Origin of the sequence: Burkholderia cepacia (assembly GCF_029962485.1) — a bacterium.
Lineage (GTDB): Bacteria > Pseudomonadota > Gammaproteobacteria > Burkholderiales > Burkholderiaceae > Burkholderia.
Window position 1 is genome coordinate 1,671,576 of record NZ_CP073638.1, and the last position, 14,663, is coordinate 1,686,238.

The window sequence follows — 14,663 nt, forward strand, 5'->3', positions numbered from 1 at the left end:
CTGCGAAGCGTGCCCCCGCGGACGCGTGCGACAACACGATATTCATCAGACGAATCGGACGATACGGCACACTCGCGTGCCGGTCGGTCAGGAAGACGCAGGATGGGACATCGGATACAGGTGACGCACCGGGCACCGACGCAGCCGTCGACGGATTCGTCGGGAGCGGGCGGGCGGCCGGCGGCATCGCGCGGTCGTGTCATGCGGGGGACGCTTCGAACGCCCCGGCGCAGGCGGCGGGCGCTTGCGCCGGCCGTTCATCGGAACGGCGGCCTGCCCGTCGCGCGCGACATCGCGGCGTGGCGCGCATTTTACCCCGGGCGGGAACGATGGCCGTGGAATCGGGTGGAACGGGAGGCGGGAACGGCGGAATGGGGGAAATGTACTGCGAGTGATGCGACCGCGGCGACGATGCGATCGCTGTGCTCGTCCTGCGAGGCAACCGCGACAACCGGTGCAGTCACGCGCCGGTCGAACGGGCGAAAACCGGCGCGGGAATGACAGCCCGCTGCCGGCTCACTCGCCGCTCAGAACCCCTGCATCGTCGCGGTCGGATCGACAACCAGATGCACGACGCCGTAGATGACCGCGCCGACGAGCAGCGCGAGCACAATCGCCACGAACGGCAGCAACGTGTAGTTCACGTTCGCGAGATCGGCCGCGTGCGCCTTGCTGTTGCGTACGCCGAAGAAACTCCACAGGACCAGCTTGATCATGCCGAGCAGTTTCATGGTTGTGCTCCTTTCATCGAATCGGTTGACGCTATCGTCGATCCGACCGGCATCCGAAAAAAGAAGCAGTTGCGCGTGCTTTTCGCGCAGCAGGCCGTCTGCGGCGGCATGTCGCAGGGGCCATCAGCGGTCGAGCACGAGCGGCGCCGTGGCGCCTGTCGCGGGCCGCGCGACGCACAGCAGCGCGCAGCCCGGTTCGACCGGCGCATCGGGCGTTTGCTCGTAGTCGACCGCACCGGACAGCACGCGCGTCGCGCACGTGCCGCACGAGCCGGACCGGCATTCGGACGGCACGGCAACCCCCTGCCCCTCGGCGAACTCGAGCAACGGGCCGTCGGCGGATGTCCATGCGGCTTCGCGCCCCGTGCGCCGGAAGACGACCGGCACGCTCGCCGCAGGCGGCGTGGCAGACGTGCGGGTCGCGGTGCGTGCAACGCTCGACGGCCCGAACGCCTCGAAACGGATGCGTTCGTCCGGCACGTTCAACGCACGCAGCCCGTCGTACAGGTCGCGCATGAACGCCGCCGGCCCGCACAGGTAGAAGTCGTAGTCGTCGAACGACAGGATCCGTTTCAGCTGTGCGATGTCGATGCGGCCGGCCTGCGCTGCCGAGCCTTCTTCAGGATGACTGTCGAACCAGTGGAGCGACAGGCGTGGATCGGTGGCCGCGACGCGCGTCAGTTCCGTCGCGAACGGCCGGTCGGCCGCTTCACGCGCGCCGTGCACGAACACGATGCGGCGCAACGGTTGATCGTCAGCCAGCGCTCGGCGCAGCATCGCAACCATCGGCGTGATGCCGATGCCGGCCGACACGAGCACGGCCGGGCGCGGGCTCGCGAGATCGAACGTGAAGCGGCCGCGCGGCATCTGCGCGTCGAGCGTCATGCCCGCCCACGCGTGATCGTGCAGCCATGCCGATACGCGCCCTTCACGCTTCACGGTGATCCGGTAATGCGTGTTGCCCGGCGCATCGGACAGCGTGTAGCTGCGAATCGACGGCGCATCGCTGCCCGGCAGCGCAACGCGCAGCGTCAGGTGCTGCCCGGCGTCATGGGCCGGCAGCGCGCCGCCATCGGCCGGTTCGAAATGAAACGAACGGATCGCGCGCGCTTCGTCGACGATCTTCGCGACGCGCAGCGGCCGCCATGCGGGTGCCGGTGCGGAGAGCGATTCTGATGCCGGTGCCGGTGGCGTTGCCGATGCGGACTGCACCGGGCCGCCCGCCGCACCCGTGCCCGCCGCCATCGCCGCGAACTGCGGCGCGCGTTCGACCGCCGACCACCGGAACGGCAGCACCGCGCGCAAGCGCCGCACTTCCCGCACATGGAACCGCACGACGCGCTGCGCGCCGTCGAACGACGCGACGAGCGGCCCGTCCCATACGATTTCCGCCCGCGCGGCCACGACCAGCAGGTCGCCGCTGTCGAAATCGATGAACAGCAGCCCCGCGCGCGGATCGTGCTGCAGGTTGCCGAGCGTGTTGAAGAAGCGGTTGCCGCTGAAATCCGGCGTCGTCAGCGTGTGTGCATCGTCGACACGCACGAAACCCGGCATCCCGCCGCGATGCGACACGTCCGCGCCGCGCGCGGCCCCCGCGTCTGCAGACGTGTTTGCGCTCGCGACGAAAAACGTGTCGGCCTGCGCGAGCAGCACACGATCGGCGTCGCTCAATGCGTCCGACACGTCGGGCTCGACGGCGGCATCGACTTCGCGTGCCACGAAAGTCGGCTTGCGGCCCTGGATGTACTTCGCGCAATTGCCGAAGCTCTGCTCGACCGCGATCGTCAACGCATCGCCGTCGACCGCGCGCACGACGCCGTTCACGCGATTGCGCCGCCGCGTATCGAATTCGATCCCGAGCCCGCCGAGCGCCGCGCCCGGCTGCCACGCGCCGGCCAGCGGATCGCCCGGCAGCGCGCGCGCCGCGATGCGCAGCGTGCGGGCGTCCGGCGACGCGACGAAACCCGGCTCGCCCGCGCGCAACGTCGCCCACGGCTGGCCATGCGCATCGACGCCGCCGAGCACGAAGAACGGCAATTGCGCGAAGAACGTCCGGTGCTGGTCCGGCATGAAACGCCGGATTCCGCGCCGGCCGGCCGAACCCGCGGCCTCCGTCACGCCCGCGCGCTGCTGCACGGCGAGCTCGCCCGCATGAAACGGCGCGGTGTCGAGTTCCCAGCCCGGTACGACGGAGGTCGGTGCGTTCATCGCGTTCTCCCTGGACAGGCGCGGCTTAGGTGGTCGTTACGCGGCGAGCAGGCCCGCGCGCGTCGCCGGCATGCCGACGAAGCCCGGCAGCGCCTCGACACGCGCCAGCCACGCACGCACGTGCGGATACGGCTCGAGCGACACGCCGCCTTCCGGGGCGTGCGCGATATACGTGTACGCAGCAATGTCCGCGATCGTCGGCTGCGTGCCGGCCGCGAACGGCTTGCCGGCCAGCTCGCGATCGATCACGTCGAGCACCTTCGCGGCCGTGCGCTTGGCCGCCTCCGGGTCGAGCGGCGCGCCGAACACGGTCACGAGCCGTGCGGCGGCCGGGCCCGACGCGATCGGGCCAGCCGCATATGACAGCCAGCGCTGCACCACGGCCGCGCCGGCCGGATCGTCAGGCAGCCAGTGCGCATCGCCGTAGCGCTTCGCGAGGTACACGAGGATCGCGTTCGAATCGGCGATCACGGTGCCGCCGTCGTCGATCACCGGCACCTGCCCGAGCGGATTGAGCGCGAGGAACGCCGGCTCGCGTTGCGCGCCGGCCGCGAGATCGACGTCGACGGTCTCGGACGGCAGGCCGAGCAGCGACAGGAACAACCTGACGCGGTGCGCGTGCCCCGAGAGCAGGAACGAATACACGCGGATCGGCGAGGCGGGCTTGCTGGCGGCAGACATGGAAACACTCCGGAATCTCGCGCCGCCGGGAGTCGGCGACGAACGGCTCCAGCGTAGCGCTCGCCGTTCATTGCCAGAAGACGGATAATCGCTGAAACATTATCCGCTCCTATAGGACAATCGACGATGGCCGATCTGCGCGACGTGAACCTGAACCGGCTGGCGATCTTCGTCGCGGTGGTCGATGCCGGCTCGCTGACGGCCGCGGCCGAGCGGCTCGGCCTCGCGAAGACGGTCGTCAGTACACACATGCAGCGCCTCGAATCCGAGATCGGCGCGAACCTGCTGGTACGCACGACGCGGCGGCTGAGCGTGACCGATGCGGGGCGCACGTTCTACGACGCGTGCCGCGACATCCTGCGCGCAACCGAAACCGCGCTGGATGCGGTGTCGTCCGACGCGGGGCCGCTGCGCGGCACGCTGCGCGTGAGCGTGCCGATCGACTACGGCGCGCTGGTCGTCGCGCCGGCCGTCGTCGCGTTGCGCGACCTGCATCCGGCGCTCGATGTGGAACTGGTCGCGAACGACCGCGTCGTCGACCTCGTCGCCGACAACCTCGACGTCGCGATCCGGATCGGCCGCCTCGCCGATTCGAACTATCGTGCGGTGCAGCTCGGCACCTACGAGAAATGGCTGGTTGCGAGCCCCGCGTTCATCGCGCGATACGGGCTACCGCGCGATACGGATGCGCTCGCCGCGCTGCCGTTCGTGATGCTGTCGACGCTGCCGCGCCCGCATACGCTCGAACTCGACCACGAGAGCGGCGGCAGCGCGGCGGTCCGCTGCGTCGCGCCGGTGGTGTCGAACACCGCGACCGCATGCCGCGCGATCGTGCTCGCGGGCGGCGGCTTCGGGCTGCTGACGGATTTCTCGACCGCGGACGATGTCGCAGCCTGCCGGCTTGTGCGGCTGCTGCCGGGGTGGCACACCGCGCCGGCCGGGATCCATGCGGTGTATCCGTCGACGCGGCTGCCGTCGCCGAAGGTGCGGGCGTTCATCGACGCGATGAAGGGGAGGATTGCGGAAACGCGGCCTGTGGGCCCGGCGGCAAAGCGCGGAAGCGTGCGTTAGGTCGCGGAGAAATACGGAGGCCGGGAGCGCTCAATGCGCAAGCATGAGCCTTCGCATCAGCAAGGACTTCAGGTCCTTGCGCGTATCGCAGACGATATGGACATACAGGGTATCGCCGCGAACCTCGTAAATGACACGATTCATTCCCGCGATGATCTGGCGGTACTGCGTCAAGCCGACATTCGCCAGTTCATCCGGAACCCTGCCTTGATCGGGGAAGACTCGAATCGCTGCAACGGCGCGCTTGATCTCGTCGTAACTCGAGCGCCAGGTCGCCGCCCCGAAGTGCGATACGACATAGCGTTTTAGCGCCTTCAAATCATCTTCTGCAAACCGAATAAAAACGGCGCGAAGCGTCATTGTTCATCGTCCTTGTCGAGATCCGCGAACACGTCCTCGACAGAACGAAATTGCCCTTTTTCGATTTCCCGGTTGCCCAGCGCAAGCAGCTTGAGGAGCGCGAGTGTCTCCTCATGCTCCTCATAGGATTTGACATCCATGACGACAAGCTTCGCCTCGCCATTCTGGGTAATCAACATCGGCTCGCGGCTCTCCGAAATCTCCTTGACGATCTCGGCCGCGTGACTCTTGAGATAGCTGATCGGCTTGACTTGAGTAGAGAATTTCATGCGAAGCGCCCGCTGTCCGATCACGATGAGACCGATTATAGTCCGAATTTAGTCTTTCCTTGGACGGAAAGGCACCGATGCGGGGCCGACTGCCCCTTTCCTTACCCCGCCTCCCGCAACGTCCCCAGCAGCACCTTCCTGCAACTCGCGATCATCTGCGCCTCCGAATCGCGATATTCGGTGAGCAACCACGCCGCGCCGACGTTCGTCATCGCACCGACGAGCGCGAGCCCGATCAGTCGTTGCTCGGTGCGCTCCGCGGGCGTCGCCGCTTCACCAGGCGAGCCAATTTCCATGATCAGCTTGCCGAAGTCGATCAGCATGCGCTGGTATGTCATGTCTGTATCCGCGCTCACGCCCATCACCTCGAGCAGCAGCACGCGTGCCGCGCACGGGTCACGCAGGAACGCGAAGAACGCGGCGAGCCCCGCGTCGATGCTTTCGCGCAGATCGCCGCCGCGCGCGGCCACCGCTTGCGCGACCGCGTCATGCAGCTGCTGCGCGTGATGCAGGTAGGTGCAGCGCAGCAACTCCTCGGTGCTGTCGAACGCCGCATAGAAATAGCGATCGTTCAGCTTCGCTTCCTGGCAAATCGACCGCACGGTCGCCTTGCGGAACCCGACCGTGCCGAACACGCGCGTCGCCGCGCGGATCAACGCGTCGCGCCGCTCGGCGGCCCGCACTTCGGGCGCGACGCCGCCGTACGACCGGCCCCTTTTTTCCGTTTCGAGTGCTTTCTCCATTCCGCTATTTGACATCAGGACACCCGAAAACTAAAGTGGTGACGACCAACACCACAATAGACGCGCCGCCGATGCAGCGCAAGCGGAACGGGAGGAACGACGGATGAAGGGGTTTTCCGGGAAGGTTGCCGCGATCACGGGCGCCGGTTCGGGCATGGGCCGCAGCCTCGCGGTCGAGCTCGCGCGGCGCGGCTGCGAGGTCGCGCTCGCCGATGTCAACGAAACCGGGCTCGCCGGCACAGCCGCTGCCTGCGCGCAGCACGGCGTGCGCGTGAGCACGCGGCGGCTTGACGTCTCCGACCGCGACGCGGTGTTCATGTGGGCCGATTTCGTCCGCGCCGAACACGGCAAGGTCAACCTGATCTTCAACAACGCGGGTGTGTCGCTGGCCGCCAGCGCCGAGACCGCGCGCCTCGCCGATCTCGAATGGATCGTCGGCATCAATTTCTGGGGCGTCGTGCACGGCACGCAGGCGTTCCTGCCGCACCTGCGCGCGTCGGGCGACGGTCACATCGTCAACACGTCGAGCCTGTTCGGCCTCGTCGCGATGCCGACGCAAAGCGCGTACAACGCAACCAAGTTCGCGGTGCGCGGCTTCACCGAGGCGCTGCGGATGGAACTCGAACTCGACGGCGCGCCGGTGAGCGCGACCTGCGTGCATCCGGGCGGCGTCGCGACCAGCATCGTCGACGCGGGCCGCGTCGACACCAGCATCCACGCGCTGACGGGCCAGGACGAAGCGACCCATCGCCGCCAGGCGAACCGCCTGATCAACGCAACGACGGCCGACGACGCCGCGCGGCAGATCCTCGCGGGCGTCGAGCGCAACGCGCGCCGCGTGCTCGTCGGCGCCGACGCGCGCCGGCTCGACCGGATCGCGCGCCTGCTCGGCGCCGGCTACCAGTGGCTGATGCTGCGCCACGTGCGCCGCGCCCGCGCACGCAATCTCCGCCCGAAGGAAGTCCCCATGGGAGACCGCGCGCACGCTCCGGCCGCGCGCCCGACCACGCCGACCAAGGACCTCGCATGACCTCGACGACGACCGACCGGCGCGACGCGCCGCCCGCCCCCGGCGCCCGCCGCGACAGTGGCGACAACCGCGACCTCGACGTGCTGATCGTCGGCGCCGGCCTGTCCGGCATCGGCGCCGCGTATCACCTGAAGCAGCGCTGCCCGTATGCGAGCGTGGCCATCGTCGAAGCGCGCGACGCGATCGGCGGGACCTGGGACCTGTTCCGTTATCCGGGCGTCCGTTCGGATTCCGACATGTTCACGCTCGGCTACAGCTTCCGCCCGTGGCACAGCGACAAGGCGATCTCGGACGGCCAGACGATCCTCGACTACATCCGCGACACAGCGCGCACGTACGGCATCGACAAGACGATCCGCTACGGCCAGAAGGTCGTCGCGGCCGACTGGGATTCGAACCGCGCGCGCTGGACGGTACGCATCGAGCGCACGCAGGGCGGCACGACCGACACGCTCGTGTATACGTGCCGCTTCCTGTTCATGTGCAGCGGCTACTACGACTACGACGCCGGCTACCGGCCCGAGTGGCCCGGCATGGACACGTTCGAGGGCAAGCTCGTGCATCCGCAGCACTGGCCGAAGGACCTGTCGTACGCGAACCGGCGCGTCGTCGTGATCGGCAGCGGCGCGACGGCCGTCACGCTCGTGCCGTCGATGGCGGCCGACGCGCAGCACGTGACGATGCTGCAGCGCTCGCCGACCTACATCGTGTCGCTGCCCGCACGCGACAAGATCGCGAACGCATTGCGGCGCGTGCTGCCGTCGCGGCTCGCGCACCGGCTCGTGCGCGTGAAGAACGTGCTGCTGACGATCTACCTGTACAACGTGTCGCGCCGCAAGCCCGACCAGACGAAGAAGTTCATCATCCGCGCGGCCAGCAAGCAGCTCGGCCCCGACTTCGACGTCGCGAAGCACCTGACGCCGCGCTACATGCCGTGGGACCAGCGCGTGTGCCTCGTGCCGAACGGCGACCTGTTCAAGTCGATCCGCGCGGGCCGCGCGTCGATCGTCACCGACGAGATCGAGCGCTTCACGCCGACCGGCCTCAAGCTGAAGAGCGGCCAGCAGCTCGACGCGGACGTGATCGTCACCGCGACCGGGCTGAAGGTGAAGATGCTCGGCGGTGCACGCGTCACGGTTGACGGCCGCGTGGTCGACCTGCCGGAGACCGTGTCGTACAAGGGCATGATGTACAGCGACGTGCCGAACCTCGCGTCGTCGTTCGGCTACACGAATGCGTCGTGGACGCTGAAGGCCGAGCTGATCGCGCGCTACGTGTGCCGGCTGCTCAACCACATGCGCGCGAACGACTACGACACGTGCGTGCCGCGGCTCGGTGCCGGCGAACTCGGCGACGTGCCGGCCGTCAACCTGAGCTCGGGCTACATCCAGCGCGCGGCCGGCATCCTGCCGAAACAGGGCCATCACAAGCCGTGGAAATTCCACCAGAACTACGTGCGCGATCTCGCGTCGCTGAAGTTCAGCGCGCTCGCCGATTCGGCGATGCATTTCGAACGCCGCGCGAAAGCCGGCACGACCGCCACGGCGGCGGTTGCCGAACCCGCACTCGAAACCCGTTGAGGCCGACATGACCCATACGCTCCATCTGATCCAGAACGTGCTGCTCGGCGTCGTGGCGGTGCTCGCCGCGCTCGCGCTGTTCACCGGTTACGTGGCCCGGCGCGTGACGCGCGCGTTTCCGCCCGAAGGCCGCTTCGTCGACATCGGCGGCGACCGCATCCATTACGTCGAATACGGCAACGGCCCGCCGATCGTGTTCGTCCACGGGCTCGCCGGGCAGTTGCGCAACTTCGCGTACCTGCCGCTTGCACGGCTCGCGCAGCAGCATCGCGTGATCCTCATCGACCGGCCGGGCGCCGGCCGGTCGATCCGCGGCGCGGGTTCGCAGGCGAACGTGTACGCGCAGGCCCGCACGGTCGCCGCGTTCATCGACGCGCTACGGCTCGACAAGCCGGTGCTGGTCGGCCATTCGCTCGGCGGCGCGATCGCGCTGGCGGTCGGCCTCAACCATGCGGACCGCGTGAGCCGGCTCGCGCTGATTGCGCCGCTGTCGCACGAGCAGACCGAGCCGCCGGCGCCGTTCAAGCCGCTGATGCTGCCGTCGCCGCTCGTGCGCCGCTTTGTGTCGTGGACCTTCGCGATCCCGTTGACGATCCTGACCGGCCGCAAGGCCGTGCGCCAGGTGTTCGCGCCGGAAGACGTGCCGCGCGACTTCCCGGTCAAGGGCGGCGGCCTGCTCGGGATGCGCCCGCACGTGTTCTACGCGACGGCGACGGACCTGCTGTCGGCGCCCACCGACCTGCCCGCGATGGAGCGCCGCTACGCGGATCTCGCGCTGCCGGTCGACGTGCTGTACGGCCGCGCCGATCCGATCCTGAACTGGCGCGAGCACGGCGACGCGCTCGCGAAGAAGTCGGCTCGGGTGCGGCTGAAGGTCGTAGACGGCGGGCACATGCTGCCGGTCACGATTCCCGATGCGACGGCCGACTGGCTGCTCGAAGTCGCCGCCGCGCCGGCCGAAGCGACCGCACCGACGGCACGCATCGCGTAAGCCGCGACTGCTTGGCCACGCCTGATTCCGCGCCCCGCAGCCGGCGCGGCGGCGGAATCAGGCTTCTTCGTCGGGCACCGACAGCCCGAGATCCGATATCACCTCTCGCGCGCTGCGGAACGCCTCGACCGCGGCCGGCGCGCCCGCATACAGCGCGCTGTGCAGCAACACCTCGCGGATCTCGACAAGGCTCGCGCCGTTATTGAGCGCGCCGCGAATGTGGCCCTTCAGTTCCGTGCTTCGGCCGAGCGCCGCCAGCATCGCGCACGTACACAGGCTGCGCGTCTTCAGGTCGATCCCGCCCCGCTGCCACGTGCTGCCCCACGCGTGTTCGTTCAGCCAGTTCTGCAACGGACGCGAAAATCCGTCGAGGTCGCGCATCGCGCGCTCGACGAATGCCTCGCCCATCACCTCGATCCGCCGCGCCTTGCCGTATTCCCTGTCCTGTTCGCTCATGTCCGTGTCCTGGTTGAAGTCGTGGCCGCTTCGGCATCGCCGGCGGCCGGGCGTTTTCGGGCCATGTTCCCGGGGCCCGGACGTTTCGTCAAAGACGCGGCCCTCGGTTCGCGGCTGCCCGTGTCGCGCGATGTCGAACGCTACGTAACATCGTGCCGCGCGTTACGTCTGCTTACGGGAACATCGCAACGGACCCGCCGGCGCACCGTATATGCCCGCTGCGCGAAACCACCTTTACTCCGTTTAAATCGCGTCGATATTCCCGATTCCCGCAACAAAGCGCGACACCGTTTCGTGGAACCCGTCATGGCGCGGAATTTGCAGAGGAGGCTTGGACACACTTCCAATGTCGAGGCCAACATGCACAAATTCTTCAAGAAGACGACGGTAACGATGGCCGTCTCGTCACTGCTCGCGCTGTACGGCTGCGGCTCGGTCGATGGACCGACGACCCCGCCGACGATCAAGCCGAGCACGTCCGGGACGGGTGGCAGTTCGGGGACTTCGGGTACGTCGGGCGGTGGGACGTCTGGCGGCGGGACGTCGGGTAGTTCCGGGACGTCGGGTACTTCCGGTACGTCGGGCACCTCGGGCACCTCGGGCACTTCCGGCACTTCCGGCACATCGGGCACTTCCGGCACCTCGGGCACCTCCGGCACCTCGGGCACCTCCGGTACGTCGGGCACCTCCGGCACCTCAGGCACCTCCGGTACGTCGGGCACTTCCGGTACGTCGGGTACTTCCGGCACGTCCGGCACCTCCGGCACCTCCGGTACGTCTGGCACTTCCGGTACGTCTGGCACTTCCGGTACGTCGGGCACTTCCGGTACATCGGGCACTTCCGGCACGTCGGGTACTTCCGGCACGTCGGGTACTTCCGGCACGTCCGGCACCTCCGGTACGTCTGGCACTTCCGGTACGTCTGGCACTTCCGGTACGTCTGGCACTTCCGGTACGTCTGGCACTTCCGGTACGTCTGGCACTTCCGGTACATCGGGTACTTCCGGCACGTCGGGCACCTCCGGCACGTCGGGCACTTCCGGCACCTCGGGCACTTCCGGTACGTCGGGTACTTCCGGCACCTCGGGCACTTCCGGCACGTCGGGCACCTCCGGTACGTCGGGCACCTCCGGTACGTCGGGTACTTCCGGCACCTCGGGCACTTCCGGCACGTCGGGCACCTCCGGTACCTCGGGCACCTCCGGCACGTCAGGCACTTCCGGCACCTCTGGCACCTCGGGCACTTCCGGTACCTCCGGCACCTCCGGCTCCGGCGTCACCCCCCTCGGCAATGTCCTCCAGAAATCCGGCAACCTCGTGACGGCGCTCGGCACGACGGTCGCGAACGGCGGCGGCCAGATCGGCGGCGTGCAGATCCCCGGCACGAACCCGACGACGGCCACCAGCGTCGGCAACGCAGTCACGAGCCTCGGCAACGGCGTGCAGGCGCTCGGCAACGGTGTCGCGGCCGGCCTCGGCTCGATCGGCGTGTCGGCGAACCCGCTCGGACCGACGCTGACGTCGACCACCGGCCTGCTGACCGGCGCCGGCGGCGCGGTCAACAACCTCGGCAACGCGGTGAAGAGCCTCGGCTCGGGCCCGCTGTCGCCGCTGTCGCCCGTCACGACGCTCGTCGGCGATCTCGTCAACACCGTCGGCGGCGCCGTCAACTCGACCGCGTCGGGCCTGAACACGGCGCTGAACAGCTCGCCGGTCCAGCAGCTCGAGACGCAGATCGGCAAGGTGATCAACCCGATCACGAACACGCTGACCGGCGGCGTCACGACGCCGGGTGCGACGCAAACGCTCGGCGGCGCCACGCTGCTCGGCACGCCGCTCAACGGACTGCTGAGCACGCTCGGCAACGGCCTCGCGCTCGCCGGCACGAAGGTCGGCGGCGCGACCGACAACCCGGTCGGCACGGGCCTCGGCGGCGCCGTGGCCCAGCTCGGCAACACGGTGACGTCCGCCGGTGGCCTCGTCCACGACAACAACGCGGGCAGCTCCAGCAGCGGCTCGGGCGGCAGCAACCCGCTCGCCCCGATCACCGGCCTGCTCGGCACGCTGACGGGCGGGCTCGGCGGCAGCAGCTCGAGCGGTTCGGGCGGCACCAGTGGCACGAGCGGCGGCCCGCTCGGGCCGGTCACGGGCCTGCTCGGCTCGCTGACGGGCGCGCTCGGCGGCCTCGGTGGCACCAGCGGCACCGGCGGGACGAGTGGCACCGGCGGCACCAGCGGTACCGGTGGCGCGGGCCTCGGCGGCCTGCTGGCGCCGGTCACGAACCTCGTCAACTCGCTGACGCCGCTCGGCGCAAGCCTCACGGGCACGGTCACGACGCCGGGCGGCAACGTGACGGGCACCCTCGGCGGCCTGCTGTCGAGCGGCCCGGTCGGCACGCTGACGGGTGCGCTGACGACGCCGGCCGGCGCGGCCGGCGCCACCGGCACGGTCAGCCCCGGCGGCGCAGCCGGCACGGTGACGACGCCGGCTGGCGGCGGCTCCGTGGTTGGCGGCCTGACCGGCGGCTCGAACGGTGGCGCCGCGGGCGGTGCCGGCAACCTGCTGTCGCCGGTGACCAACCTGCTCGGCGGTCTGCTGGGCGGCGGCACCAAGAAGTAACGCTTCACCTATCAGAACGACAGGCCAATGGCCGGGCGCGCATCCATACAAAGCCCGGCCGACGGCCGGCGTCACCCGCCAAGCGGGGGCGCCGGCCCTCATCCGTACGAGGATCCGATCATGAACTCCACGCTCGACGGCATCGTCGCTGCCCAGGACCGCCCACCGCGTTCCGCCACGCCCTTCCGTGCCGGCCTGCTCGGCATCACCGCAGGCCTCCTCGCGTTGTGGATCACGCGCGACCATCCGACGCTCGACGCGGCCACGCGCGCGGTCATCGCCAGCCTCGCGATCATCGGCACGATCGCGCTGCACGAACTCTTCATCTCGCGCGTCTACCTGCGCCCGAGCGCGGGGCTGTCGCGGCAGGCTGTCCGGCCGCTCGGCATCGCGCGTGTCGCGACGCGGCTCGGCGCGCTGACGTCGATCTACGCGGGCATCGGCATCCTCTACTGGCTGCTGCCCGAATACCATGGCGCGTTCTACCTGCCGTTCTGGTCGCTGCTGCGCTCGCTCGCGCCGTACGTGATCGTCGCCGCGCCGTTCTACTTCGCGTGGATGGACCGTCACCAGCGCGAGACCGACGACGCGTACCTGCTGTGGGGCCGCTTCCTGTTCCGCCGCGAGCAGCCCGCGAGCTGGAAGCCGGTGCGCGAGATGCTCGCCGGCTGGGGCGTGAAGGCGTTCTTCCTGCCGCTGATGACCGTCTACCTGTCGAAGGACGCCGATCACCTGAGCGCGTCGCTCGCGAACGCGATGCACGCGCCGATGTCGATCGCGGCCTTCGTGTTCATGTACGACCTGTCGTTCACGATGGACCTGATGTTCGGCACGGTCGGCTACCTGTGCACGTTCCGCATCCTCGACAGCCACGTGCGCACCGTCGAGCCGACGACGCTCGGCTGGGTGGCCGCACTGATCTGCTACCAGCCGTTCTGGTCGCTGATCTCGAACAACTACATCCGCTACGAAGGTTCGGTGTTCTGGGACAACTGGCTGCTGTCGGCGCCGATGCTGCGCGTGATCTGGGGCGCGGTGATCATCCTGCTGCTGCTGACCTACGCGCTGTGCACGATCTCGTTCGGGCTGCGGTTCTCGAACCTCACCAACCGCGGGATCATCACGTCGGGCCCGTACCGCTTTACCAAGCATCCTGCGTACATCACGAAGAACCTGTCGTACTGGATGGTGTCGGTGCCGTTCGTCGAGCCGCTCGGCTGGCAGATCGGGCTCATGCACTGCGCCGGGCTCGTCGCGGTCAACCTGATCTACTACACGCGCGCGAAGACGGAAGAGCGTCACCTGATGCGCGATCCCGACTATCGCGCATACGCCGAATGGATCGCGCAGCACGGGCTGTTCGCGCGGGTCCGGCAGGCTTTCGGGGGGCGGCAACCCGCGTGACGTCTCCAGTTGCGACCGGGGCCGGGGCGGCGGTATACGCCGTTCCGGCCGTCGCACGAGTGGTAGCGGCCCCGCACTGACGCCGGGCGCGCCTCGCACACCTTCCACCGCCTGGCGGCGCATGCCCGCCCGCATCGCCGAACACTTCGATGCACGGCCCCTTGCGGCCAATTGTCGCGAAACAGCGCGATTCTCCGCTTTTCATCGCTTTTCTCCGCCAGTCCGATTGCCCGCCCCCGGCACCTCGCGTATGGTGCTGGCCGTCCGCGCACGATCCGTCGCCCGGACTCCGACCGTCGTCCCGCACGACGGCCGTGCGGGCCGTGCCCGCCGCTCACCGTCTCCGCGATGCCGCCCGCCGGCACCGCGCATTCATGAGGAAAGAGGCGTGATCCACAAAGTCCTGATCCTGTTCGCACTCTGCATCGCGGGCCTCGCCGCGATCGCCGCCGGTTTCCAGCACATCCCCAGCTGATTCGCGGCCCCGGCTCGCTTCGCCGAGCCCGGGGGCCGCACCCAT

Annotated in this window: 13 protein-coding genes; 6 read left to right on the top strand and 7 right to left on the bottom strand. The window is 68.9% G+C overall.

Annotated elements, in window-relative coordinates; genetic code table 11:
- Window positions 1-527 precede the first annotated feature (527 nt).
- From KEC55_RS23790 to KEC55_RS23800, 3 genes are all read right to left on the bottom strand, one after another.
- A complete protein-coding gene (locus tag KEC55_RS23790) occupies window positions 528-731 on the bottom strand; it encodes a DUF2970 domain-containing protein (protein WP_021164122.1) in 204 nt (67 codons plus the stop codon).
- 123 nt (window positions 732-854) lie between these two features.
- Window positions 855-2,939: a pyridoxamine 5'-phosphate oxidase family protein gene (locus KEC55_RS23795; protein ID WP_282507591.1), complete on the bottom strand. Its 2,085-nt coding sequence runs from the start codon at window positions 2,937-2,939 to the stop codon at window positions 855-857.
- A 36-nt stretch (window positions 2,940-2,975) separates the two neighbouring features.
- Window positions 2,976-3,620, bottom strand: coding sequence for a glutathione S-transferase family protein (locus KEC55_RS23800; RefSeq protein WP_282507592.1), 645 nt, complete (start codon window positions 3,618-3,620; stop codon window positions 2,976-2,978).
- 126 nt (window positions 3,621-3,746) lie between these two features.
- On the opposite strand from KEC55_RS23800, the gene KEC55_RS23805 reads away from it, so the two are divergent.
- Window positions 3,747-4,691, top strand: coding sequence for a LysR family transcriptional regulator (locus KEC55_RS23805; protein WP_282507593.1), 945 nt, complete (start codon window positions 3,747-3,749; stop codon window positions 4,689-4,691).
- Window positions 4,692-4,721: 30 nt separating this feature from the next.
- Here KEC55_RS23805 and KEC55_RS23810 read toward each other — a convergent pair whose 3' ends face one another.
- The 3 genes from KEC55_RS23810 to KEC55_RS23820 form a co-directional block, all read right to left on the bottom strand.
- Entirely contained in the window at window positions 4,722-5,051 is a 330-nt protein-coding gene (locus KEC55_RS23810; RefSeq protein ID WP_282507594.1) for a type II toxin-antitoxin system RelE/ParE family toxin, read from the bottom strand.
- Entirely contained in the window at window positions 5,048-5,320 is a 273-nt protein-coding gene (locus KEC55_RS23815) for a type II toxin-antitoxin system Phd/YefM family antitoxin (RefSeq protein ID WP_282507595.1), read from the bottom strand. Before KEC55_RS23815 ends, KEC55_RS23810 begins: the two co-directional genes overlap by 4 nt.
- Window positions 5,321-5,421: 101 nt before the next feature.
- Entirely contained in the window at window positions 5,422-6,078 is a 657-nt protein-coding gene (locus tag KEC55_RS23820; protein ID WP_282507596.1) for a TetR/AcrR family transcriptional regulator, read from the bottom strand.
- Between the two features lie 88 nt (window positions 6,079-6,166).
- Here KEC55_RS23820 and KEC55_RS23825 point away from each other — a divergent pair, with 88 nt between their 5' ends.
- From KEC55_RS23825 to KEC55_RS23835, 3 genes are read left to right on the top strand one after another with little or no spacing between them, the layout of a single operon-like run.
- Window positions 6,167-7,093, top strand: a complete 927-nt coding sequence (locus KEC55_RS23825) for an SDR family NAD(P)-dependent oxidoreductase (RefSeq protein ID WP_282507597.1) — start codon at window positions 6,167-6,169, stop codon at window positions 7,091-7,093.
- On the top strand, window positions 7,090-8,673 hold the full coding sequence (locus KEC55_RS23830; RefSeq protein ID WP_282507598.1) for a flavin-containing monooxygenase: 1,584 nt from the start codon (window positions 7,090-7,092) through the stop codon (window positions 8,671-8,673). Before KEC55_RS23825 ends, KEC55_RS23830 begins: the two co-directional genes overlap by 4 nt.
- A 7-nt stretch (window positions 8,674-8,680) precedes the next feature.
- The gene (locus tag KEC55_RS23835; protein ID WP_282507600.1) at window positions 8,681-9,664 is read left to right on the top strand and encodes an alpha/beta fold hydrolase; all 984 of its coding nucleotides are present in this window, start codon (window positions 8,681-8,683) and stop codon (window positions 9,662-9,664) included.
- 57 nt (window positions 9,665-9,721) lie between these two features.
- On the opposite strand, the gene KEC55_RS23840 is transcribed toward KEC55_RS23835, so the two are convergent.
- A complete protein-coding gene (locus KEC55_RS23840; RefSeq protein ID WP_282507602.1) occupies window positions 9,722-10,120 on the bottom strand; it encodes a carboxymuconolactone decarboxylase family protein in 399 nt (132 codons plus the stop codon).
- 360 nt (window positions 10,121-10,480) lie between these two features.
- On the opposite strand from KEC55_RS23840, the gene KEC55_RS23845 reads away from it, so the two are divergent.
- Window positions 10,481-12,739, top strand: coding sequence for a collagen-like triple helix repeat-containing protein (locus KEC55_RS23845; RefSeq protein ID WP_282507603.1), 2,259 nt, complete (start codon window positions 10,481-10,483; stop codon window positions 12,737-12,739).
- 120 nt (window positions 12,740-12,859) lie between these two features.
- A complete protein-coding gene (locus tag KEC55_RS23850; protein ID WP_282507604.1) occupies window positions 12,860-14,143 on the top strand; it encodes an isoprenylcysteine carboxylmethyltransferase family protein in 1,284 nt (427 codons plus the stop codon).
- Window positions 14,144-14,663: the final 520 nt, after the last annotated feature.

Excerpts from the sequence above, each read along its gene's own strand:
- KEC55_RS23840 (WP_282507602.1), bottom strand. The coding sequence starts at position 10,120 with ATGAGCGAACAGGACAGGGAATACGGCAAGGCGCGGCGGATCGAGGTG.
- KEC55_RS23790 (WP_021164122.1), bottom strand. The coding sequence starts at position 731 with ATGAAACTGCTCGGCATGATCAAGCTGGTCCTGTGGAGTTTCTTCGGC.
- KEC55_RS23810 (WP_282507594.1), bottom strand. The coding sequence starts at position 5,051 with ATGACGCTTCGCGCCGTTTTTATTCGGTTTGCAGAAGATGATTTGAAG.
- KEC55_RS23845 (WP_282507603.1), top strand. The coding sequence starts at position 10,481 with ATGCACAAATTCTTCAAGAAGACGACGGTAACGATGGCCGTCTCGTCA.
- KEC55_RS23800 (WP_282507592.1), bottom strand. The coding sequence starts at position 3,620 with ATGTCTGCCGCCAGCAAGCCCGCCTCGCCGATCCGCGTGTATTCGTTC.
- KEC55_RS23830 (WP_282507598.1), top strand. The coding sequence starts at position 7,090 with ATGACCTCGACGACGACCGACCGGCGCGACGCGCCGCCCGCCCCCGGC.
- KEC55_RS23850 (WP_282507604.1), top strand. The coding sequence starts at position 12,860 with ATGAACTCCACGCTCGACGGCATCGTCGCTGCCCAGGACCGCCCACCG.
- KEC55_RS23825 (WP_282507597.1), top strand. The coding sequence starts at position 6,167 with ATGAAGGGGTTTTCCGGGAAGGTTGCCGCGATCACGGGCGCCGGTTCG.
- KEC55_RS23795 (WP_282507591.1), bottom strand. The coding sequence starts at position 2,939 with ATGAACGCACCGACCTCCGTCGTACCGGGCTGGGAACTCGACACCGCG.
- KEC55_RS23820 (WP_282507596.1), bottom strand. The coding sequence starts at position 6,078 with ATGTCAAATAGCGGAATGGAGAAAGCACTCGAAACGGAAAAAAGGGGC.
- KEC55_RS23805 (WP_282507593.1), top strand. The coding sequence starts at position 3,747 with ATGGCCGATCTGCGCGACGTGAACCTGAACCGGCTGGCGATCTTCGTC.
- KEC55_RS23815 (WP_282507595.1), bottom strand. The coding sequence starts at position 5,320 with ATGAAATTCTCTACTCAAGTCAAGCCGATCAGCTATCTCAAGAGTCAC.
- KEC55_RS23835 (WP_282507600.1), top strand. The coding sequence starts at position 8,681 with ATGACCCATACGCTCCATCTGATCCAGAACGTGCTGCTCGGCGTCGTG.